This is a genomic window from Taibaiella sp. KBW10, assembly GCF_003852495.1.
Classification (GTDB): Bacteria; Bacteroidota; Bacteroidia; order Chitinophagales; family Chitinophagaceae; genus Edaphocola.
In genome coordinates this window covers 92,355-116,699 of sequence record NZ_QAJI01000007.1, presented here as the reverse complement: position 1 = coordinate 116,699, position 24,345 = coordinate 92,355, and the positions used below count along the sequence as shown (strand labels likewise).

Genomic DNA, 24,345 nt, shown 5'->3' with positions numbered 1-24,345 from the left:
CCGAAAATGGGCCTAGCCAGCAGACATACTAAAGATACCTTAGCCAAATTCCTCTTCCTCGTTTTACCCACGATGCTGGTTTGCTATTTCATTTTATGGAATGCAGCGCAGTTCTATGCCGTGATCATGGAAAACCAGTATATCATGCATACTGTTTTTGTGGAATTGGGAATTCTTGCGGCCGTCCTGTTATATAGTTTCCGGCTTCGTTTCGGATCTACTTTCTTACTACTGATTCTTGTTTTTTACCTCATCTATTTTGCAATAGACCGGATCACGCTGGGAAAAATAGATGTCTTTTTTGTCAGTATACAATTTACCCTTTTTGCTTTGCTGTTTTCCTTTGGCTGGCTGCTGGGTTGGGGCTTTTCCCGAAAGCGGTATTTTCCTATATTGGCTGCTGCTTTATTCTTTGTGATCAGCCTCGTATTAATTGCGAAACAAAGTGATATTACGGTGCAGAGCCTTTTACAAGCCTTTGTGCCCCTGGTATTATATACTGCTTACATTATCTATGCGGTACAAGTTATTTATAATAATAAAGATCTTTCCCAGCGATACTGGTGGTTTTTAACGCGCAGGTTAGGTTTATTTATCCTGCTCAGTTCCCTAGTATTGGCCGCTGTCGTTTGGGTGATGGAAGACGAAATTAAACAGAAAGTAGCGGAATATGGTGCCGGTGGTAAAGCGGGGCAGTCGTCTATGTTGCAAAAAAACAAAGATGGTTCGAGTAGCCTGAAAGATCATACGCAGTTGAGTGGTGGCCAGGGCCGTGACAAACAATTGCTTTTTGTGGCGCACATTAAGAACTATTTTTCAGATAATGAAGAAGAACCCAATCCTCTATATTTAACGGCCTTTTACTATTCTAAATTTGATACAGAGAGCCAGACCTTTGAACGGGATGCTGCCATTCCCAGAAGCGATTTGTTTTTGCCCAATCCGGCTACAATTCCCCTGTATTTTACCAAAACCGATTCTACTGTTTTAAAGGATGCCCTAACCGAGCAGAACAAAAAGGTAGTGGAAATTGAAGTATATAAAACAAAACTCTCGGCGACAGAATTCGTAGCACCGAGCACCTCCTTTTTTATACAGCCGATCGCGATTGATAAGAGCAATAAAAATGAGTATACGTCCGCCTATCGTGCTAAAAGTTATGTGTCGGAACTTAACTCGGCTTATTTCGTGTATAATACGCCCGACAATCCACAGCTCCAGGCCTTTCAGGATGCACGTTTTCAAATCCTGCGCCAGGCTAATGATTATAGCGCCGTACCGCTTGATGTGATGCATTATTACACTAAAATTCCTGTGGAAGGTAAATTTGCCCGCATCGCAGAACTGGCCCGGGAAGTAACGAAGGGTAAGGTGACGGCTATTGATAAAATGATTGCGATAAGGGACTATTTTCTTTCGAAAGATGAAAATGGGAAACCGCTATTTAAATATTCCGATAACCCCGGTATTCCGGATATTCCCAGTGCAAGTAAACTTGATTATTTTCTGTTTGAGAACCGTAAAGGATATTGTGCCTATTATGCCGGAGCGACCTTGTTTATGTTGCGTTCTCTTGGGGTGCCTTCCCGTATTACGGTGGGCTTCTTAACGATGGACCGAAGCGGGAATAATAATAAGGGCTGGTATTGGTATTATGCCGATCAGGCGCATGCCTGGGTACAGGTGTATTTTCCGGGTTATGGTTGGTTAGATTTTGATACCACGGTGGGTAATGATGATGCGCGCGAAAGCCCGCAACCGGATGGTACACCGCCCACACAGCCTGGTAATGCCGTCTTGGCTTTGAACGGAGTCATCACTCAGATTGATACCCTGAAGAAATCGGTGCACCTGAAGGCCAAAAAAATGATCTTTAAAGATAAAGAATACCAGCAGGCTACCGCAGGTGATTTTGAATTGGATCTAAGCATCGCTTCCATTCAAAAAGACAGCAGTACGGTGGCCCTGAATACGATTAAGATTAACGATAGTGCTACGGCCATATCTTTTGCAGAAGCATTTAAAAATATTACGGCCGATACGAACAGTAATGGTGACCAACTGGCCGCACGCTTCCCCAAACCTGCACCCATAGACGAGCTGCATATCAAAAGTAAAATACCTGAGCAGGTGGCGAAACAAGCCGAGCAAGCCAAAACAGGAAGACATTGGCGTACGGGGACAATTTTGCTGATTATTTTATCGGGTATCATCCTGCTGGGTATCTTGTTTGTCCTGCTTCCGCTATGGTACCGGATTTATCTTCAATTGCGTAAGAGATGGAGCAAAACGCTACCGGAGCAAGCCTATTGGGATTATACCTTTACACAGTTTTACTTACATCAATATGGTTTGCATAAGGGAAGCCGTTCCGCACTGCAATTTGCTGAAGCAGTAGATCAAAAATATGCCTTGCAGTATGCAGCTTTTATTCAGGTTTACCTGAAACTGAAATATGGGCATCAGCCTATCAGCGCGGAGGAGCAAACATTTGTGACGCAGTACCGTCATCATTTCCTGATGGCTTTAAACCGCCAAATACCCCGAAAGCAAAGGAATTTGAAATTCCTGAATCCATTGCGTACGATCAGTTTTTGGCGATATGGCGGCAGTGAGCAATAGTGGTTTAATATCGTAATCTGGTGTGGCATAATGTTCTTTACCTGCATAAATAAAGGCAACATGAATCGTATTCTTTTATTATGGCTTTCTGTACTTAGCCTGGTTTCGTATAGCTGCGTGGGACAGAATGCGAAAACTGCTCCTATTTCCAATCATCAAAGTGAGATGAAGGATTCGACTCGTTTATTAAAGGAGATCCGTTTGGAGTATCAACGCATCAACAGCGCTACACTGACCCCTCAAAATTATACCTGGGAAACAGATACGACCTGCGATGCCCCTCCGATGGCGGGTTTGGTTACTTATTTTCGTGAAGGTAATCAGTTAGTAAAAATTCTTAATGATGGAGCAGAAGACCATGGCGAGTGGAAAGAAGAATATTACTTTAAGGCGGGGAAGCTATTTTTTGTTTTTCAACATAATACTTATGGCGGTGCCGCAAACCCTACCGAATTTAAATATGAAAGCCGTTATTATTTTAATGATGGGCTATTGATCAAAAAAATAGAATCTTCAGAACAGGCGAAAACTGATGAAGAGGGCATCGACCGTTTGGTAAAAGAGGCATATCTGCTCTACAAAGCAAAGGGTAGTCAAGAGATCAGCAGGATTTTTTCCTGCAATTAAACAATATTTAGAGGATACTTATTTCGGCTGCATTCTACAAAAATGAGCGGGCAATTAGCCCGCTCATTTTTGTAGAAATCTTTTGTTTATGAATTTATTGCACCTCGGCAAAGCGTTTATCTTTTACAAATGCCTCATCATTTAAGGTATTTAAGAAGGCCAGCAGATCGGCTCTCTGTACCGGACTAAGGATAATCCTGTTTTGTAATAGTGGATCAAGATTAACCGCATTCGGGTCGATTTGTGCATAATGATCCAGTACTTGCTCTAAAGTCGTATACCTACCGTCATGCATGTAAGGCCTGGTATATTTAAGATTGCGTAAGCTGGGCACTTTAAATTTATACAGGTTTTCTGCTGCAAATGGCGGTACAGCCGCTTTGCCGCTATCGATCACCCCTCTTGAATTCAGTATTAAAGGCAGGCCATTACTCCGGAAACTAAAGTCAGAGAACAGCGGTGCTTTATGGCAAGTGGCACATTGTGCTTCAAAAACGAGCAATCCGCTTTGTTCCTGAGCGCTCAGACTGGCTTTGCCTTGTTTGTACAGGTCGTATTTAGACCGGTCTGATACCATCATGCCCATAAATTGCGCGAGGGCTTTCAGGATCCGTTGGGAGCTGACGGTTTCATCTCCGTATGCTTTTTGAAACATGGGTTTGTAGCGGGCATCAGCACTGAGTTTAACAACAACATTTTCGATGGTTTCACCCATTTCATTATGATCGGTAATCGGGTTCAATGGCTGTACTTCAATATGGTTTGCCCTGCCATCCCAAAAGAAAGAGGTATTCCAGTTCATATTGAAAATAGCCGGAGAATTCCGGGCGCCTACACGGTCAAAGATACCGTGGCTAATGTCATGATCAATCTGTGCAAAAGCAGCAAATTGCTGATGGCAGGTGCCGCAGGATATTGAATTATTGATAGACAATTGCTTGTCATAGAACAGTTTTCGACCTAGCTCAAATCGTTCTTTACTCACCGGATTTTGCTCAAAATTGTAAAAAGGTTGCGGCCATCCGGTAGGAATGATAAACGCAAAATTTTCATCCAGAACTATTTCACTTTTGCGGCAGCTTAATAACTGAGTGGAAATGATCAGGGAGAGCAAAGAGGCAATCACTAATATTTTTCTTTTATGTGTTGTCGGTAAACGCATATTTAAGGTTCTATACTTTTTACGCTTAAGTGATTCTTATAGTTTTCGGATATTTCAAAAGAGAAGCGGCCGACGGATGTAATGGCATTGTAGTTTTGGAAATTGATAAGGCTTGACCCGTAAAACCATTTTAAGATATCGGATTCGATATTTATTTTAGGACTGCCGGTTGCCGTAATGTTCAGGGCCTGAGGTAAATTGTACATAACCGTTTTTACAGAAGAATACTGGCCGGAGAACCCACCCAAATGGAAGGAAATGATTTTTTGGGTATTACCCGATTGTGGTGAGCGGCCTTCTATTTTGGCCATAATATAACCGGTATTCCATTCCCAGAACATACCGAGTATGGGGTCCAGATCACCGGTTTGCGCGCCGGACACATTATGGGTACTGTCTACGCCCAATACAACTTTCATTTTGGTATAAGTACCGGCAGGGATGGCTTTTAACTGGAAAGATTTTGAAGCAGTCTGGGCTTCATCAACCAAGTGATAGCTATAGTCTTCTTTATAAGAAGAACCGTCTTCTCTGATGAGTTCAATATTGCTGATGTAGTATTTATACATATTTACAGAGAACGTATCTCCGTTTTGATTGAGATAGGTGCCTGTATTCAGTACTAGGGTTTGACTGCCCGCTTTATTGGCGATTTGTACGGTGGCGGTTCCTTTTGCGGCCTCAGGCGTTTTCTTTTTGTCGCAGGAGGTAAATAACATAATCCCGGCCATTACGGTTAGGGACAAATATTGCTTAGCGGTTTTGTTATTCATGTTAATATTTTCTTTTTAAATATGCGCTAATATACATATTTTATTTTACATTTTTATGACGCAGCTGCTTTGCAAGACACCGCTGCCGGATAGGATGTTTTGTAAAGACAATGGGCAGATCGAAACCGATCTGCCCATTGTCTTTATGTTTTTCCGAAGGGATTAATAACCAAATATTTCCTCCAAAGTTAATTTTTTGAATGTTCCGTATTGAGCCAATTCACTTTCTTTTAAGCTACTTTCGTTACCAACGATACAATACACGTAAGGCTTTTTACTCATTTCCTTAGTGTGGAACGCTTTTAAGTTGGTAAAGGTCAGTTTTGGCGCTTGCTCATATACATTTTTACGGATATCAGTAGTATTGCCTAATTTCTTAGCGGCAAGATAACTAAAGATGATACCGTCCTGGGTAATGCGCTCACTGGCTAATGATTTGGCCAGGCTTAATTTCGCATTGCTCAATGCATTTTCCGATTCCGGTAATACGTTTAACAATTCGTTCATACCCACCACAGCTTCTTTGATCTTATCGGCTTGTGTACCTACATAAGCACCTACGATGCTTCTGTTTTCCTTTTTAGATGGTAAACCAAAGTACGCATAAGTAGAATAGGCCAATGCTTTAGACTCTCTGATGGTTTGGAAGACTACGCTACCCATACCGCCACCAAAATAGTTGTTGAATAAAGACACAGTCGGCGCTTCTGCAACATTGTATTTTTCCGAGTTTCTAAACCAGAATACTTCTGCTTGCTTCATATCATAATTAGCAAATAAAACCTGGTTTTGAGTAGTGTTTACTGCCGTAAAACTTGCTGCTGCAGGCATAGCCGTAAACTGAGCCGGTACAATATGTAATGGTTTTAAGCTTGTTTGTAATTGCGCTACAGATTTTGGTCCGTAGTACAAAACACGGTGCTTGTAATTAACCATTTGGTGTAAAATGTCTACCAATTGTTTTGCGGTAAGCTTATCTAACTCCTGATCAGACAATACATTGTTGAATGGATTTTGTGCACCGTATTGGGCATAAGATCTCAGACCCGCCATGATTGCGCTTTTGTTTTCCTTCGCATTTGCTCTGGATTTTTTAAGCTTGGCTTTATATGCGGTCAATGCTTCTTCATCCACTTCACAGTTCTTCAATAAATTTTCCAGCAAGGCAACAGAAGCCTCAAAATTCTCATTCAAACCATCTAAGGTGATATAAGTTTCTTCATTGGCAGTAGATACATTGAAAGAAGATGCTAATTTGTAGAATTGTTTACTGAATTCTTCAGTGCTCTTGTCTTTTGTACCCAGGTATTCCAAATATCCTGCGGCAACCGGCAATAGTTTGTTATTCCATTTACCCATATCATAGTGGTAATACATACGGAATAAGCTATTGTCTTTATTTTGAACCGACAGTAATTCTGCAGGACCTACATTTCCTTTTTTAATATCGGTCGTATAGTTTACCCAAAGTGGTGCGATCGGCGTTTCAGCCAAAGCATTTACTTGTTTTACGAAGGGAGAAACGTCTTTATTTAAAGTAATCGGAGTGATTGGTGGTTTTTCCACTTTCACGATAGATTTATCTTCTCCTTTCCTTTTGTATACGATTACATAGTTATCATCATTCAAATATTTCTTTGCGAAATTAACGATATCTTGTTTCGTGATCTTGCTGATTACATCAGGATAGCTGATCGTAGTACTCCAATCCAGTTCTGAGGTAAAGTTATCCATCAGGTTATTGGCTCGGGAGCTATATTCTTCGTTTTGTGAGATGTCATTTTTCTTCTCGTTGTTCACGATCGATTGGATCAGGTCATCCGAAAAATCACCGTTTCTCAGTTTTGCTAATTCAGCCAATAATAAACTTCTTACCTCATCCAAAGACTGTCCTTGCGTGGGATTACCCTGAAGAATCAGCATAGAGTAGTCTTTCAGGATATAAGGGAAAGCATATGCACTCAATAATTTCTGAGATTTCACCAGATCAAGGTCAATTAAACCTGCAGATCCGTTGGTTAGGATATTACCCACCAATTCCAGCATTTGGGCATCTTTTGTTGCCGCACCCGGAAAACGGAAGCCGATCATCACATTTTCAGGTTTAGGACCAAGCACTTCTTTTACGATAGGCGCTTTGATCTCTGTTTCCTTACCATATACATAAGCGGGAACCGCTTTGGGTTTCATGTAAGCAAAAGCCTGATCTATTTTTTTAATTACCGTATTGGCATCAAAATCACCGGACATAATTACGCCCATATTATTGGGTACATAATAGGTCGTGTAATATTCCCTGATCGCCTTTAAGGAAGGATTTCTTAAGTGCTCAATCGTTCCGATTGTTGTTTGTTTACCATAGTTATTGTTCGGGAACAAAGCAGCAAACATTGTTTCAATAGACTTGCGGCTATCTTCATCCAAACCCCTGTTCTTCTCTTCGTATACCGCTTCCAGCTCGGTGTGGAATAAACGCAGGATCGGGTTGCGGAAACGTTCCGCTTGTACGGCAAGATACTTATCTACCGCATTGCTTGGAATATCCTCAACATATACTGTTTGTTCAAAAGAGGTAAAGGCATTGGTTCCTTCGGCACCCATAGCAGCCATCATCTTATCGTATTCATTAGGAATAGCATATTTTGATGCTTCGCCGGACATTCTGTCGATCTCTTTGTAAATTTCTTTACGTTTCGCTTCATCTGTTGTCTCATTATATTGAGCATACAAGGCATCGATCTGATCTAATAAAGGTTTTTCCTTTGCCCAATCCAAAGAACCGAATTTATCAGTACCTTTAAAGAGCATATGTTCCAGATAATGCGCCAGACCCGTATGATCAGAAGGATCCGTTTTGCTACCTGCTTTAGTCGCGATATATGTTTGGATACGTGGTTTTTTCTTGTTTGGGCTTAAAATTACGGTCAAACCGTTCTTTAAAGTATAGAATCTGGCTCCTGAGGGATCATTGGTCACATACTTATAGGTATACCCGCCCTCTGTATTTTCTTTCCACTGATATTTGCTATCCTGTGCAAAAGAAAACTGAAAACTACCTACGACAATCAATGCTGCCGCAGTCACGTTCTTGATAAAATTCATGTTATCTGTAATTTTTTGATTGTTCCAAAGATAGGATATTTACCCTTTTAAGCTGTGCCTTTCCCTTTATTTTTTGAAGGCAAAATACACCGCTCCTAAAATGAAGAGAAAACTATACACATAATTCCAGCTGAAGTCCTGTTTGAGGTAAGTGATGGCAAAGACTGTAAATACCGAGAGGGTCACTACTTCCTGTATGATTTTTAATTGGAAAGGTTTGATATTCCAGCTGGCACCAAAATGATTGGCGGGTACGGCAAAAGCGTATTCAAATAATGCAATGCTCCAACTGATCAGGACAATCTTCCAGATGGGAAAATGGCTGTTGCCGGCTTTCAAATGCCAGTACCAGGCAAAAGTCATGATGATGTTAGAGGCAATAAGGAGTAAAACTACTGTAAGTAACTTCATAAAAGAATAAGGTAAAAAGGATCAGTAATGATTAGTGAATAAACAGATTAAGCCTGTGCGGCATTCATTAGGGCCACAACCCTTGCCGGTGCTGCTGAAGCGCCGACAATTTTTAAAGGAAATACTGCAATGTCAAAGCCGGAATAGGGCAATGCATCCAGATTTACCAGCTGTTCTATATGGCAATATTCTTTTTGCTGCCCGACCAGGTGTGCTTCCCAGAAAAGATCGGGATTATTCATTTCTTTTGCCTTTTTGATCAGGTAGCGCAAAGGAAGATCCCATCCCCATTGGTCGATGCCCATTACCTTTATCCCTTTGTCAATAAGCCACCGTGTGGCTGCTGCGCTCATGCCGGTTCCTTTTTCCGCGAAGGCTTTAGTGCCGTTATAGACATCTCTTCCGGTTTTGATCAACACAATCATTCCGGGTTCAATATGTAAGTCATGCGCCTGTAAAAATTGTTCTATGTCGGTAACAGTGATCGGATCAAAGTCGGCCTTATGCTTCATGTCGATAACCAATCCTTTGCCATAACACCATTCCAGCGGGATCTCATCAATGGTTTTTGCCGGCTTACCTTCACTTGTAGGGGCATAGTGCCAGGGTGCATCAATATGAGTAGTGGCGTGAACCCCCATTTGTTTAATCGTGTCATCTGCCCAACCCTCAAAGTTTTTAGGGAACAAACGGGATGGTAGCCCCAATAAGCGAATCAGTAATTTTGATCTTTTATGTGCTTTATGTTTGATTTTTACCCGCATGAACCATGGGTCTTGCTTGTTGTATTGTATGGGTTTAGAGAGGTCAATTATGTTCATAGATATCCTGCTTTATCATACCAAAGGTAAAATAAAAGATGCGCTCTTACCATATGATTTTAGCGCATCTTTTGGGATTATTATTCCTTCTTATTTCCTTAAATGGAAAATCATGATTACATGATTCGTTACTTTACGTAGATGGTTTTGATATTCACAAACTCACGCATGCCATAATAGCTTAATTCTCTGCCATAACCACTTTGTTTAATACCACCAAAAGGCAAGCGGGCGTCGGAACGTACATAGTCATTTACAAAAACAGAACCAGAATGGATAGCATAGGTGGCCAGTTGGGTTGCTTTTTTTACATTTTTAGAAAAAATAGCACCGCCCAATCCATAGATGGTATCGTTAGCAATGCGTATGGCATCTTCTTCGTTCTCTGCGATAATTACCGTTGCTACCGGCCCGAATAATTCTTCTTCATAAGCCGGCATACCTTTTTTTACGCCGGTTAAGACCGTAGGAGGGTAGCAAGCAGCCTTACCTTCCGGTATATAACCTCCGCATAATAAGGTCGCTCCTTTTTCAATACTTCGGTTTACCTGGTCATGCAATTCATCTCTCAGGTCGGCACGGGCCATACTGCCTATGGTGGTCGTGGGCAGTGCCGGATCGGCAAACGTGCGGGCTTCCATAGCCGCTACTAATAGCTTTTCAAATTTGGCCGCAATACTTTTATCGACGATCATTCTTTTGGCCGCAATACAGCTCTGACCGGTATTGTTCAGTCGTGAGGTAGCACAGGCTTTTACCGCAAGCGCCAGGTCGGCATCTTTCAGGATAATATAAGCATCGCTTCCGCCCAATTCAAGTACTTGTTTTTTTAAGTGTTGCGCAGCCACAGCGGCTACTTTTTTACCCGCGGCGGTACTTCCGGTAAAGGTAATCGCATCTACCCTGGGATCAGCAATCACCATTTCTGTATTGCCTGAGGTGATCTGTAAGTTGTCAAAAACGCCTTCCGGAAAGCCGCATTGATCCAAAGCTTCTTTAATCCCGTTGGCACAGCCCATTACATTGGATGCATGTTTCAGCAACATGGTATTCCCGCTGATGAGTATCGGACCCATCGCACGAAAAACCTGCCAATACGGAAAGTTCCAAGGCATGATCGCAAGTACGGTGCCCAAAGGTTCAAAATGTACAAAGCTATCGCTCGCCTCGGTTTGCACCAGCTCCGGACTTAGAAAGGTCGCGGCCTGATCGGCATAATAGTTGAGCGTAAAGGCACACTTTTCCAGTTCGATTATACTTTGGGTAATCGGCTTACCCATTTCAGCGGTAGCGATGCCACCCAGAGTGTCTTTATGTTTCAGTATATATTGTGCCAGTTTTTTTAAATAGCCTGCCCGTTTAGAGAGTGGGAGTGCACTCCAGGCCGCTCTGGCCTCATGGGCACGTTCCAGTTTTTGGGCTATAATTTTTGGGGTGTCTTCTTTGTATTTGCGAATGGATTTCCCTGTGTAGGGATTGATAGAAGTGATCATGACAATAAATGTGTTTTTATTGGATTATAAAGGTATAAACTTATCCTGGTTGCCTTTTATATTCTTTCACAATTAACTAATATTTATTTCCTTAATTTTGGCTCCGAACATAATATAAATATAGATGAATTGGTTAAAATATAGCTTACTGGCTGGTGTACTGTCTTTGATGTCTTTAAGTTCTTGTCAGGGGGGCTCAGCGGCCTCTGTAGAAAAATTAAAAGCAACGGCTTTTGAAACAAAAGTAAAAGAAGAGGGCACTGCTCAGTTGTTGGATGTAAGAACACCCGAAGAGTATGCGACTGGTCATATAGAGGGTGCCGTTAATAATAATGTTGATGCCGCAGGTTTTGATCAAAATGTAGCACATTTGGATAAGGAAAAACCGGTGTTGGTTTATTGTAAAGGCGGTGGCCGTAGTGCCGATGCCGCAACCAAATTAAAGGCGCTCGGATTTAAAAAGGTATATGATCTGGAAGGCGGCATGCTGGCCTGGAACAGTAATAAATTGCCGGTGTCTACCGCTACCACAGCTACAGCGGCGGTAACCGCAACACCTGCCGGGAATGGTCGTCCGAAAAGTGCTGCCGGAGAAGGTTTTTCTGTAGCTGATTTTGAAAAATTGGTTAAAGAAACGCCGGTGCTGGTGGTCGATTTCAGCGCCGTATGGTGTGGGCCTTGTAAGAAATTATCACCCATTTTGGAAAAGATGGAAAAGGAATTTGCCGGTAAAGTAGCGGTGCAAAAAATTGACATTGACTTGTCTGAAGAATTGACTGCTTATATGGGCATTCAGGGTGTGCCTTATGTGGTGAAGTATGTAAACGGTAAGAAAGTAAACCAAATGGTTGGCCTGGATACGGAAGATAATATCCGTAAATTTATGGCGAACTAAATAGCGCCTTAAACGGATTAAAAAAGCGGTTGTTTCACAGAAACAACCGCTTTTTTAATCCCGGCTTTGAAATGAACAGATAAATTGATATATTTGTTTAGATTTTATATCCTCTATAAATATAAAACAGGCAAATTAATATGAAGACTATTTCTAAAATTCTGATGTTATGCATCACCGCTGCCAGCGCTTGTGTAACAACTACTGTGCTTGCTCAAAAAGTTACGGGTCAGGCAACAGTTACAGAACAATCTTATACAGACCTTAATAATCCTTTGGTGGTGATTGGTGATTTTAAAACCGATTACGCTACTTTTCAACGCTATAAAATAGTCTTACAGGACATCCGGATTGTAAAAGGCGAAGAAGCAGTTAAGTTATATGGAAAAGATGCAGCAGGTGGAGTAATCCTTGCCCAGCCGGTATTTGGCAATCGCTTTACCGATTATAAAATGCTTGCTGCCGGTAGCAATGCCATTAAAAATACCCCTCATGATGGGATCTGCCTCAACGGAACGATCGTTTCGGAAGATAAATTCCTGATTAAAAGAGAGGAATTGAAAAGTGTAGCCATTATTACTCAAAATGACGAAAATGGTACAGCTAAAAAGTATTTAAACTTTACAACAGCAAACTAAAGTGCGGCCTTATTGAATAAGGTACTGACATAAAAAGCATAAAGACCACTTATTATAAGTGGTCTTTATGCTTTTTAATTGTATTTATGTTTAATAGTTTTATGGAGTGGGAACAATAGAGAACTTGCCATTAGTTATGGTTATGACGCTGCTATCAACACGATTTATGGCGGTAAATTCGAAAGTGCCTTCTAGCCTTTTGGGATTTCTCTTGGAGAAAATGATTTTACCGCTGCCTTGGTTACCTCCTTTGGCAAAGTAAGTATCGCCTCTTTGGCCAAAGTACCAAATGCTGGCAGTAGCGTTTACCCCGTCTATCATAAAAGTATCTTTGGCGGGAATGCCACTAACGGGAAACTGAAGTTGAACCGCTCCGGGTGAGCTGAAAAAGCTATTTTTATTACTCCCATGTATCACATATTTTAAGGCTGAGTCACTTCTGGATCTTGCACCCAATGTAGGCGATTTATACAGGCCGACAGAAGTTTGCCGTTTCATTATTTCTTGTGTATAATCGTAATGCACGCCATTTGCATCAAGGCAAAAGGTAGCAGTTGCTATAAATGGAAACCAAAATAATAATTAAGTCTTTGTTTCCTAAAAGTGGATACTCAATATAAAGAAAATGAACCACTGGAAGTTGATCCCTTGTAAATCCGTTTTTTTATGGGATCACCGGTAAATGATCTGATGGGCAGGCTAATACAATGGCCGGAGATAAAAAGAGCGCGACTTATATAATAAGCCGCGCTCTTTTTATGTATTGTAATCAGGATTATTTGCTGATTTCTTTATAGTTATTAGCATATTCTGCTTCGTAAGGAGAGCCTTTAGCGCCGTCTGCTGCAACTTTAGCTTCTGCAATCGCTTCTTTCTTTTTACCCAGTTTTTCTAAGATCTGAGCCTTCATCCAGTGGATGTAAAATGCTTTTGGATTAGCCTGAATCGCTTTATCCGTATATCCCAAAGCTTCATTCAGGTTTTTACCCTGCTCCAGATAATATTTGGCAGCAACCATATAAGGAGGATTTTCTCCTTTTAATGATTTTTCGATATAAGCTTCTATGCGTGCTTCATTCTCTACTTTTACCGGGATGGCTACACGGGCTTTTTCCCAAGCCAAAACGATGTTACAGGTATTTTTAGTAATGTCTTCTACGGTAATAGAAAACGTTTCTATGACGTTAGTCTGCATGGCAGGCAATTTCACAGAAAGGACATTTTTCTTTTTGTCATATCCTGATAAGCCCCAGTTTTCAGTGCTTTCATTAAAGATCACTTCCCAGCTTTCTTTACCCGGAATGGTATACAAAGAGTAGGTACCTGCTTTCAGCAATTTACCCGTAATAAATACATCTTCTCCAAAAGTAACTTTTGTCGCACCATTGGCTCCGGTTCTCCATTCTTGTCCGAAAGGCACGATATCTCCAAATATTTTTCTACCTTTTACCGATGGTCTGCTGTAAGAGATGTCGATTTTAGAAGTAGAGAAATCTTGAGAAAGAGTAGCGGTCGGACTAGGCGCCGGCATTTTAAATTCTTGTGCAAAGCTACTTGTGGCTACAAGCAAACCCATGGCTAATGCTAAGGAGATTTTTTTCATTATATTGATGATATTTTTTGAGAATAAGAAGGACACAATATTACGCTATATTTTACGGAAGTTTATGTTAAATAATATGAAATAGCTGATTTCACATTCCCGCTTTCTGTATACATTTGCAAAATGTTTAAAATGAAATGGAGTTTTGTTTTTATTGGTATCCTCTTGTTTGCCATCGAGTATTATAGTTACGTGGCTGTAAGCATGGCTACGAAATCGATGCAGCCAAAATTCAAGATATCCATAATCGTTATACATATCCTTATTTCGATTTTAGGCTGGGGGGGACTGATACTTATGCGTACCATGGGACCTCAGTTTCCGCAAAACATTAAAGCGATTGCAATTGCCCTGATTATGGGCATTTTTGTCGCGAAGATCATTATTATGGTGCTTTTGTTTTTAGGGGATGGTTACCGGTTCATACAATGGATCGTCAGTCTTTTTAAAACCGTACCGCAAGAAAGTATCGCTGCAGATGATCCGCACCGTATTTCCCGCTCCGTATTTTTGTCGCGTGCATCCCTACTGATCGGAGGCCTGATCATGGGTGGATTTGTATGGGGTACAACCAATCGATACCGTTATCATATAAAAAAGATAAAACTCTCTATTGCCGGTTTACCGGATGCCCTCAAAGGCTTTAAAATTGCGCAGATTTCAGATGTACACTCCGGTAGTTTTGACAACAAAGCAGCTGTGGCACATGGCGTAGACCTGATTCTCGAGCAACAACCGGACCTGGTTTTATTTACGGGAGATCTGGTGAATGACCGTGCCTCAGAACTAGAGCCTTATCTGGACGTTTTTAGCAAGCTAACCGCCCCATTGGGTGTATATTCTACCTTGGGTAACCATGATTATGGCGATTATGTGACCTGGAATAGTGATGCAGAGAAGAAGGCAAACCTGGACCAATTGAAGGCTTATCATAAACAAATGGGCTGGAACCTGATGATGAATGAGCATGTTGTACTGGAAAAAGGGGGCGCTGCATTTGCTTTGCTGGGTGTAGAGAACTGGAGTGCAAAAGACCGCTTTCCAAAACATGGCCTGCTGAAAAAGGCTTATGAAGGTCTTGAAGCCCGGCAGACGGCTTTTAAGGTTTTGATGAGCCACGACCCTTCTCATTGGGATGCACAGGTAAAACAAATGTATCCCGATATTAACCTGACCCTAAGCGGGCATACCCATGGAATGCAATTTGGTATAGAATTACCCTGGATGAAATGGAGCCCGGTACAGTATATGTACAAACAATGGGCTGGTCTCTATACAGATCAGGACCAGCATTTATATGTAAACCGGGGCTTTGGCTTTCTGGGTTATCAGGGTCGTTTAGGCATTCTTCCCGAGATCACTATTATCGAATTTGCGTAAAGACATGGTTTTTTATAGTAATATTTCATTAAAATATTCTACTATATCAAAATATTGTTACTTTTGCAAATTATTATGAAAAAGAGAGTACTGGTTACGGTATGTATTGCGTTGATATTCGGAGCCTGCGGCAAAAAGAAAAGTGTTTTGGTAGGGCAGTGGTTAATGACCTTGCCTCCTGCAAAAACAGCACAGATTGAGCAGGCTTATCAGGATAATGTGGCGGAGGTGAATAAACTGACCAATGCGCCTGAATTTCTGATCGCTAAATATGGAGTGTCCGATTTAGATTCGATCAAGGCATTGGAGATTAAGAGTTTTAAAGCCGACTATGATATGGCCATGCAACCGGCAAAATCTTTCGTTTGGGAGTTTACCAAAGACGGATACTTACTTTCTTCTAATTTAAAACAGCATAAGACCGATACCGTCTATCAGTATAGCATAGAGGATAACAACCTTAACCTGATATTGGTGCCGAATAAGAAGCATTTTACGGATTGGGGTTTTAGTGACAGTACCAGCCTGTATATCGTGCCCACGGCCAAGGATAGTTTGTTGCTCACCAGGACTCAGGGAAGAATCGTGGATTCCTTTTATTATGTCAGGCATAAAAAATAAATTAATAACTTAAACAATTATAAAAAAACAATACAATGCGTAAATCAATTTTAGTATTAAGTGCTTTAGGGATGTTATCGATGGCTGCCTGTAAAGAAGGTGGTTCTGGAAAATTAGCTCAGAAATGGCAGATTGTTCCTGATTCCAAAACACAAGATTCCATGTTCAAGGCTCAGTTAACCAGCATTGATACCATGACAGCATTTCCTGCTGAATTTGAAATGATGAAAGAACAAATGGCTAAAATGAAGCCAGAAGAGTTAAAACAAATTCCTGCAGAAACAGTAGAAATGTTGAAAACAACTAATCTGGACAGTTTCAAAATGAAAGCGCGTGCCTCTATGCTTGAAGGAAAGAAAAAACAAGACGAGATGGAAAAAACACGTGTAGTAGTATATGATTTCCAAGCAAATGGTTTGGTTAAAATGTATGCTACCGATAATTTAAATCAAGTAGATACTTCTACTGGTTGGAAAGAAGATGCTAAGAAAAAAGAGATCTTATTATTCATGAACCCATCTGCGGCTAATGGTGCGAATATTCCTAAAGATACGATGAAATTCAAAATCCTGCATTTAAGCGGCGATAGCTTGAGCATCAAAGCAGAAGGAAAAGAAGTAATGCCAAATATGAAGCCAATGAACTTCAAGAAATTTGTAGAGCCTAAAAAAACTAAATAAGTTTTAAAGAACAAGCTCATAAAAAAATCCCGACTGGTTTTTCCAGTCGGGATTTTTTTTATGAGGCTATCAGGCCCTAGGGTAGCTAAGCTTACGGCTCCAGTCCCTGTTTTATCTTTCGTAAAGGCGTGTGTATGGTCATTAATCTGTCAATAATGTAGGGCAATAGCGAGGCTGAGAAATAATAAATGGGTCAAAAAACGCACTTTATAACATTTTTCACGAAGTTGCGTAAGTGGCAATGGATCGGATAGGAAAGATACCGGACTCTTTGTGAGTCGGAGCTTACCTGAGATCGGCTTCATTTTTTTAATTATGAGGGGCATAATACAAAAAATAATTTGTTTGTTTATCGGGATACTGGCAGGAATAAGGGCTACCGCCCAATTTAATTATGCCGAGATCTCGCAGGGCAAAAAATATATCAATTACACAGAGGGCGCGCATAAGCTCGCCAGCAACGTATGTTACAAATTGCAGCTTGATGATCAGGGCTATCTATGGGTAGCAACCGATAGGGGGCTGCAGGTGTATAATGGCAATGACTTTGAATCGATAGATATACCCGGATACGATGGGGAAATCGTCTGTCTTTTTAAAGACGGTGCCTATCTCATTGGTATGAGTTATTACGGGGATATCATCCATATTAATACCCAAACCAGAAAAATAGCCCTGCTGCGTAATTACAACCCGCCCTGGGATCAGCCCAATAATACATTTAAAAATTTTTTGAGGATTAAAGACCGGCTTTATTTCCTGCGTTATTTCGGGCAATCATTTTTTATGCCTGCCACAGATTTTTATCAGCGTGAAACGGACAAGTTCAAAAACATCCATCTTTTTTCCCATAAAAAAGAGTTTATCAATGTTATTGCCGACGCGCTAAAAGAGAAATACCAGATTGAATCCCCGTCTATGCTTGCGCTGCTGCCCGAATGGGTTAATGTAGCACTCCATAAAATGAATTTTTATGAGGATGGATTTTCTTCCGGCAAAAACTATGCGTATCGCGCAAAGACTGCAGAAGGAGATTCCTCCTGGGCTTATTATCAGAATAATCATGTGCGCAAAGGAGATTATATCTTAGGCGTACTCAATGTAAATAATGAAAAATGGATTGCATGGCGTTTTTATGGCCTGGAGATTTTAAAGAAAGACGAGCGTACTGCTGTATTTGCACCCTTTGCACACCATTTGAATGGTATTTGCGTTTCCGGTTTGGTGAAGGATGGGCAGGGGAATATATGGTTGAGCACACTGTCCAATGGGCTATTGCGGATCAGTCCTGCCGAAGCGCAGCATTATTACGATGATTGTACGGATAAACGCTTGTACTATGAACCTGATATCTGCTATTTAAATGTAAAAAAGGACAGGATCATCACCGGTTACCGTAGGCCCGTAGCAGATGTCTTATGGCGCAAACAAGACAAAATAGACCGGGTAAGCCGGTATATTGCCGGTACCAATACAGATAACAGTAAAACCAAAATGATGCTGGTCAACCCGGCCGGCAAAGGCATGTTGATTTCCGATGAGGGTAATCTATACACATTTACGGATGCTCATGCGCCTGGTAAGCTAAGCACTACTGTGGTGAAAGATGCCTATGAAGAAGCGGAAGATTACATTGCGATTGTCAAACGCACCTTCTTTTTGCAGATTAATAAAGACAAATTTCAACTGGATACCATCCCCGTCAAACAAGCGGCGATTAACCCCTATAATTTGATATTGGCAAAATGTAGTGCATTCCCCGACAGCGGATATTACATTGCCAATACGACGGGATTATATCTCAACGATAAACGAATTATCTACGGAGCGGATTTCAGGGCACTTAAATTGCGGAACTATGAAGGCAATATTGTCTTGCTGAACTCGCAACAGATATGGATCAAACCGCTGGGGCAAGCCAATTTTGAATTGCTCAAAAATATTTCAGGTAATGATGTGAAACAAATTGATTGGGATGAACAGACCCGCATGATATATGTACTTACCAATACGGGGATTCTGCAATACAATATCCGCACCAAAAACGGGGCCCTGTTTTTATCTAACGAAGAGATGCCTGATGATGCAAAAATGAATTGCTTCTCGATTGATACTCATTATCTCTGGATCGGTATGACGAAGGGTATTATAAAGGTGCAAAAAGATAAGCTATCACAGCGTTTGTCTTTTCCCCTATTTATCCGGCAGTTGTCCCGGAAGAATAACAGCCCGCTCGCAGATACCCTGCGTTATACCTATTCCGCTAAACTGGATATTCCATTGGTAGTAGACATCCTGGATTTTAATACCGAAAAGTACAATATCATTTATGAGGTATATGACCAGGATGATAAATTATTCAAGAAGGGCAGTGCCGATAAAGCGCATATCTTAAATATAGGTTTGTTCCGTCCGGGCACCTATCGGATCAAGGTAAGCGCCTTTCAGATTAAAGGGTATCTTACCAAAGAACTGGTACTCATGATCAGTCCGCTGTGGTGGCAAAGGCTAGAGGTACAGGTTGCCGGATTTTTGATGGTATTGGCAATGGTTATTTTGATCACTACTGCCATTATAAAAAGACGCAGCCGGCAAAGGTATATCCATCTGAAAAATCAACATGAGCTGCTCTTGGTGAAAAACAAGCTGCAATCTTCGCGATTGAAGCCGCACTTTATTTTTAATGCTTTAAACCCTTTACAGAAGTATATACTGGAAGACAATAAAGAAAATGCGCTACAGTATTTCGAACATTTTAGTAAGCTGATGCGCAATTCGATTAAGAACTTTGATGTTGATTTTACCACTTTGGAAGAGGAACTGGTCTTTATCAAGCAATATATATACGTACAGGAATGCCGTTATCCGGGTAAATTCAGTGTCATTACAGACTTTCATTTACTGCGCAAGCCCGGCGCCATAAAACTTCCGGCAATGATTTTACAGCCTATTTTCGAAAATGCGATTGAGCATGGTTTCTCAGAAGAAAAAGATGCCGTGAATATCATCGGGTTTTCTATAGTAGAAAATAGAGATGATCATACCCTTACTATTATTATTGAAAACTCGGGCAGCCGCTTTGAGGGGCATGTCCGGCCAAATGAAAACAGGGGATTAGGCATTGTCGCCCATAAAATGGCCCTGATTGCGGCACAATTCGGACAGGGAACAATCACCTTTGCGAATGGCGCGATGGGTGCCCAATGTAAATTTATTTTACCTTTGGATATCGACCAAAGATTGAAAAAATAATCGATCCATATCTGTTGAAACACTATACCTATGAAATATTATACGCTAAAAAAACTATATTTAAATGAGTGAAGAAAAGAGGACTATTCCTGATATCGTTATTGGCATTGTCGACGATGAACAGGCTTCGATAGATAATATTAAAGGGCTGTTGAAATATATCTATAATAATGAACAGATAACGATATTAGAAGCGACGGATTTTAATAGCGCGGTTACTTTATTTAACTTAAAAAGAGTGCATATCCTCTTTTTAGACATCAGCATCGGTAATAAAACCGGGTTTGAAGTGCTGGATAAACTGGGGGAACAGTTTGCCGATAATATTATAATTGTTTCCGCCAGTGAGGCGCATGCCTACAAATCATTTAATTATAAGCATGTGCGGCATTATTTGCTGAAGCCTATAACCATAAATGAAATTAAGATCGCGATTGAGAAGTGTACCTTACCGGATAGGGTAGCTGCTAAAGAAAATGTAGACAGCGCCGAATTGCGCGGTCATGAGGGACTGTCTTCCGAAAAAGATACTATTGTCATTCCCAATAGAAATGGCTTCAGGATTATTAAAATCAGCGAGATTGCCTATCTGGAAGCGAATGGGAGTTACTGTAATATTTTGCTGACCAATGGAGAGAAAATCACACACAGCAGAAATATGAAATTCGTCAGTGCAGAACTCAATGAAAGCCTTGGCTTTATTAAAGTGCATAAATCATATATCGTTAATAAGGCACAGGTCGTTTCTTATGACAGTCAAAGCAATCTGCTTACTCTGTATAGTGGAGAAAAGATTAATGTGGCGCTTCCGATCAGAGAACTGCTGGAATATTTGCAGCAATAAAAGACCATCCTCATAAAGGATAATTCAGGCTTAATATACCGGCGCCGATCCCTTAGGGCAACCGTTTATATTGCCTTCCTGAAATTTTACATGCAAAGACGCCAACAATATCCGGCTATTGCCCGTCTTTGTTGTCATAGAGTGTTTTTATTATCAAATGTATACTTTATATTTGCGCACACATTAATGTTTACAACATGAGTTTTAAGAAAATCAATAACATCACAGGTTGGGCGGTTTTTGCAATTGCATTGATTGTTTATCTAATGACAATGGAACCTACCGTAAGCTTTTGGGATTGTGGAGAATTTATCTCTTGTGCCTATAAATTACAAGTAGGTCACTCTCCGGGGGCCCCGCTGTTTATGCTTTTGGGCAGAATCTTTGCGATTTTTGCACCGGCTCCGCAGCAGGTTGCTATGTTTGTCAATGCCCTTAGTGCCTTTGCCAGCGCCTTTACGATCCTGTTCTTATTTTGGTCTATTACCCATTTTGCAAAACGTATTTTTTACAAAAATGATGAAACCTTAGCGCAAGGCAACATATTGGCCATTATCGGTGCCGGTGTTGTCGGAGCTTTAGCCTATACTTTTTCAGATACCTTCTGGTTTTCTGCGGTAGAGGGAGAGGTATATGCAACTTCCTCCTTTTTTACAGCTGTAGTATTCTGGGCTATTTTGAAATGGGAAGAAAGTAGTGATATTTATGCCGATCGTTGGCTTATTTTAATCGCTTATCTCATCGGTTTATCCATCGGGGTGCACTTATTAAGCTTATTGGCCATTCCTACTATTGCCCTTATCTATTATTTCAAACGCTATAAACCTACCTTGACCGGTGGTCTTTTAGCCTATTTTATAGGAGGTGTTGTTCTTTTGGTGGTGCAATATGGCGTGATCCAATACATTCCGATTTTTGCCTCTAAATTTGAATTGCTGTTTGTAAACTCCTTTAATATGCCCTTCAATTCAGGAGCCATATTCTTCCTGATTTTATTTGCGGCTATTCTGGCAGGCGTACTTTTATATGCCAAAAAATCAAACAGATACTTATTACACTTATCCACTTTGTCGATGGTATTCATGACGATTGGTTATACCTGCTATGTACCCACGATCATTCGTGCCAAAGCAGGCGTGTCCATCAACATGACCAATCCGGACAATGTAATGTCTTTGATTCCTTATTTGCAACGTACGCAGTATGGTACACAGCCCTTCCTTACAGGGCAGTATTTTGATACCAAGCCTATTGATTACAAAATGACGAGCGAAAATTATTTGCCCGTAAAAGTGGACGGAAAAGATCACTATAATGTAGTGGGCGAGAATATTGACTATGTATACGAAGAGCGTCATCTGTTCCCGAGAATATGGAGTCCCCAGCCAAACCACGTGAGCTATTACCGGAGCAATCTCGGATTGGCCGATGGAGAGCCGCCTACCGCAAGGGATAACTTCAGCTTCTTCTTAGATTATCAGATCAACCATATGTTCTGGCGCTATTTTATGTGGAACTATGCCGGACGTCAAAACGATTATCAGGGTAATGGCGGAGAGCCGCAGAACGGTAACTGGATCTCCGGAATCAACGGCCTTGATAAGGCAATGGGACGCGGGGACTTTAACAAAATGCCCGATTCCTATAAAAATAATAAAGCACACAATAAATTATACCTTATTCCATTCATTGTTGGTTTGATCGGTTTGATTTACCAATTTAAAAAGAATAAGCTGGATGCTTATGTGGTTTTATCCTTATTCTTCTTTACCGGTATTGCCGTACAGTTATACATTAACAATACACCATACCAACCTCGTGAAAGAGATTACCAGTATATAGCCGCTTATGCCTTTGCAATATGGATCGGCTTTGGGGTATTGATGATCAGAGAATGGTTATCTAAGCTTGTGAAAAACGAGAGCTCTAACGCTATTTTGGCAACGGTAATCGGCCTGATCGCCGTGCCGATGCTGATGGCTTCTCAGGAATGGGATGATCATGACCGTAGCAATAAGACATTAGCCTTAGACCATGCCCGTAATATGCTGGCAAACTGCGATAAAGATGCGATCTTAATTACTAATGGTGATAATGAAACCTATCCTTTATGGTACATCCAAGAGGTAGAAGGCTATCGTACCGATGTGCGTATCTTTAACTATAATCTCTTAGGTACCGATTGGCAGAACTTACAAATGTTCAACAGGGTAAATGACGGTGCAGCCGTACCGATGATCTGGACCAAAGAATATGTAGGTGGTTTTGGTAATGATAATTCCTACTCCGTTCAGGAAGATCCGAGAGTAGCCAGTAAAGCCATTAACTTTAATGAAGTGATGCAGTTTATGATGGATCCAAACCATTCAGTTGCTTCGATGTTACCAACAGAAAGAAAATCCAGTTTTGTACCGGCGCGTAATATGTACATTGCAGTAGATAAACAAGCGGTATTAGCGAGCGGATTGATTGCGGCAAACGATACAAACGTATCTATACCGGATTCTATACTGATGACGGTAAAAGGAAATAATCTGATCCGTTCTGACCTGTCTATGATGAATATTATTGCTGGTATTGCCAGAGAAGGTTGGAAAAGACCACTTTATGTATGTAACGGTGTATTAGGAGATGGTTCTGTAGCCGGATTAGAGAATTATTTGCGTAAAGAAGGTACTTTGTTGAAATTTGTTCCGAATAATATAAGACCTGCTGTGGGCGGTTTTACTCCGGTAGATAATTTAGACAAGAGCTTCAACTTCTTTAATAAAGTATATACTTTCGGTAAGGCGAATACAGACAAGGTTTATTATGATGAGTCTAACAAACGTACTTTCTATGGTTATCGTAACGATGCAGCCGGTTTAGCCATACAATTGGCCCTGGCAGGCAGAAGCGATGATGCGGTGAAAATATTAGACAGATCTCTTGCACAGATTTCCGAGTCTTCTTTCCCTACAGAGATTACCTTCTATGAACAAACAGGTATGCTTTTTGTTCAGGCTTATATGACCGCCGGAAATCCTAAAAAAGCAGAAATAGTAGCGAATAAATTGATCAAATATGCCGCTGATTTCACCAATTATTATGTAGACCTTTCGGAGCGTAAACAAGAAGGAACGGTGCAGCTTGCCTTTAGGAATTTAGAGGTTATGCGCAACCTTACCGGAATTGCCCAGCAAGCCAAGCAGGAAGACCTGGTAAAAAAATGGACCGATGCCATGATGGCGATGAACCAAAAACTGGAAGCTAAATCAGAACCATTCAAGCAATATATGCAACAATATATGCAGCAAATGCAACAACGTCAACAATAAGGTAGCATGTAAGCGATAACCTTGTTCACAAATACAAAAGCATAAACCCGGTTGATACCCTTATCAATCGGGTTTATGCTTTTGTTAGAATATTGCAATAGTTT

18 protein-coding genes are annotated in these 24,345 nt (G+C 40.9%); 10 read left to right on the top strand and 8 right to left on the bottom strand.

Translation table 11 applies throughout. The annotated features are described in order from the left end of the window. Positions 1-6 precede the first annotated feature (6 nt). Together DBR32_RS14440 and DBR32_RS14435 are read left to right on the top strand one after the other, a co-directional pair. Positions 7-2,622, top strand: a complete 2,616-nt coding sequence (locus DBR32_RS14440) for a transglutaminase domain-containing protein (protein ID WP_124637076.1) — start codon at positions 7-9, stop codon at positions 2,620-2,622. A 60-nt stretch (positions 2,623-2,682) separates the two neighbouring features. Further along, positions 2,683-3,249, top strand: a complete 567-nt coding sequence (locus tag DBR32_RS14435; protein ID WP_124637075.1) for a hypothetical protein — start codon at positions 2,683-2,685, stop codon at positions 3,247-3,249. A 94-nt stretch (positions 3,250-3,343) separates the two neighbouring features. Here DBR32_RS14435 and DBR32_RS14430 read toward each other — a convergent pair whose 3' ends face one another. From DBR32_RS14430 to DBR32_RS14405, 6 genes are all read right to left on the bottom strand, one after another. After that, the gene (locus tag DBR32_RS14430) at positions 3,344-4,411 is read right to left on the bottom strand and encodes a cytochrome-c peroxidase (RefSeq protein ID WP_124637074.1); all 1,068 of its coding nucleotides are present in this window, start codon (positions 4,409-4,411) and stop codon (positions 3,344-3,346) included. A 2-nt stretch (positions 4,412-4,413) separates the two neighbouring features. Beyond that, entirely contained in the window at positions 4,414-5,184 is a 771-nt protein-coding gene (locus tag DBR32_RS14425) for an MbnP family protein (RefSeq protein ID WP_124637073.1), read from the bottom strand. 162 nt (positions 5,185-5,346) lie between these two features. Further along, on the bottom strand, positions 5,347-8,286 hold the full coding sequence (locus DBR32_RS14420) for a pitrilysin family protein (RefSeq protein ID WP_124637072.1): 2,940 nt from the start codon (positions 8,284-8,286) through the stop codon (positions 5,347-5,349). 66 nt (positions 8,287-8,352) lie between these two features. Beyond that, positions 8,353-8,697, bottom strand: coding sequence for a DMT family protein (locus DBR32_RS14415; protein ID WP_124637071.1), 345 nt, complete (start codon positions 8,695-8,697; stop codon positions 8,353-8,355). A gap of 47 nt (positions 8,698-8,744) precedes the next feature. Then, positions 8,745-9,518, bottom strand: coding sequence for a cyclase family protein (locus tag DBR32_RS14410; protein WP_124637070.1), 774 nt, complete (start codon positions 9,516-9,518; stop codon positions 8,745-8,747). A 128-nt stretch (positions 9,519-9,646) separates the two neighbouring features. Further along, entirely contained in the window at positions 9,647-11,011 is a 1,365-nt protein-coding gene (locus DBR32_RS14405) for an NAD-dependent succinate-semialdehyde dehydrogenase (protein ID WP_124637069.1), read from the bottom strand. A gap of 124 nt (positions 11,012-11,135) precedes the next feature. Between DBR32_RS14405 and DBR32_RS14400 the strand changes: the two genes are divergently transcribed. Together DBR32_RS14400 and DBR32_RS14395 are read left to right on the top strand one after the other, a co-directional pair. Beyond that, the gene (locus tag DBR32_RS14400; RefSeq protein ID WP_124637068.1) at positions 11,136-11,906 is read left to right on the top strand and encodes a rhodanese-like domain-containing protein; all 771 of its coding nucleotides are present in this window, start codon (positions 11,136-11,138) and stop codon (positions 11,904-11,906) included. A 140-nt stretch (positions 11,907-12,046) separates the two neighbouring features. Further along, positions 12,047-12,544, top strand: a complete 498-nt coding sequence (locus DBR32_RS14395; RefSeq protein WP_124637067.1) for a hypothetical protein — start codon at positions 12,047-12,049, stop codon at positions 12,542-12,544. Positions 12,545-12,643: 99 nt separating this feature from the next. Here DBR32_RS14395 and DBR32_RS14390 read toward each other — a convergent pair whose 3' ends face one another. Then, a complete protein-coding gene (locus tag DBR32_RS14390; RefSeq protein WP_124637066.1) occupies positions 12,644-13,042 on the bottom strand; it encodes a DUF6252 family protein in 399 nt (132 codons plus the stop codon). Positions 13,043-13,319: 277 nt separating this feature from the next. After that, on the bottom strand, positions 13,320-14,147 hold the full coding sequence (locus DBR32_RS14385; protein WP_124637065.1) for a DUF2911 domain-containing protein: 828 nt from the start codon (positions 14,145-14,147) through the stop codon (positions 13,320-13,322). Between the two features lie 132 nt (positions 14,148-14,279). On the opposite strand from DBR32_RS14385, the gene DBR32_RS14380 reads away from it, so the two are divergent. From DBR32_RS14380 to DBR32_RS14355, 6 genes are all read left to right on the top strand, one after another. Next, positions 14,280-15,527, top strand: a complete 1,248-nt coding sequence (locus DBR32_RS14380; RefSeq protein ID WP_233559752.1) for a metallophosphoesterase — start codon at positions 14,280-14,282, stop codon at positions 15,525-15,527. A gap of 75 nt (positions 15,528-15,602) precedes the next feature. After that, a complete protein-coding gene (locus DBR32_RS14375) occupies positions 15,603-16,148 on the top strand; it encodes a hypothetical protein (protein WP_124637063.1) in 546 nt (181 codons plus the stop codon). Between the two features lie 35 nt (positions 16,149-16,183). Beyond that, a complete protein-coding gene (locus DBR32_RS14370; protein ID WP_124637062.1) occupies positions 16,184-16,828 on the top strand; it encodes a hypothetical protein in 645 nt (214 codons plus the stop codon). Between the two features lie 345 nt (positions 16,829-17,173). Beyond that, entirely contained in the window at positions 17,174-20,080 is a 2,907-nt protein-coding gene (locus DBR32_RS14365; RefSeq protein WP_158606008.1) for a histidine kinase, read from the top strand. A 64-nt stretch (positions 20,081-20,144) separates the two neighbouring features. Beyond that, positions 20,145-20,924, top strand: a complete 780-nt coding sequence (locus DBR32_RS14360) for a LytTR family DNA-binding domain-containing protein (protein WP_124637060.1) — start codon at positions 20,145-20,147, stop codon at positions 20,922-20,924. 197 nt (positions 20,925-21,121) lie between these two features. Next, positions 21,122-24,241: a DUF2723 domain-containing protein gene (locus DBR32_RS14355; RefSeq protein WP_124637059.1), complete on the top strand. Its 3,120-nt coding sequence runs from the start codon at positions 21,122-21,124 to the stop codon at positions 24,239-24,241. Positions 24,242-24,345: the final 104 nt, after the last annotated feature.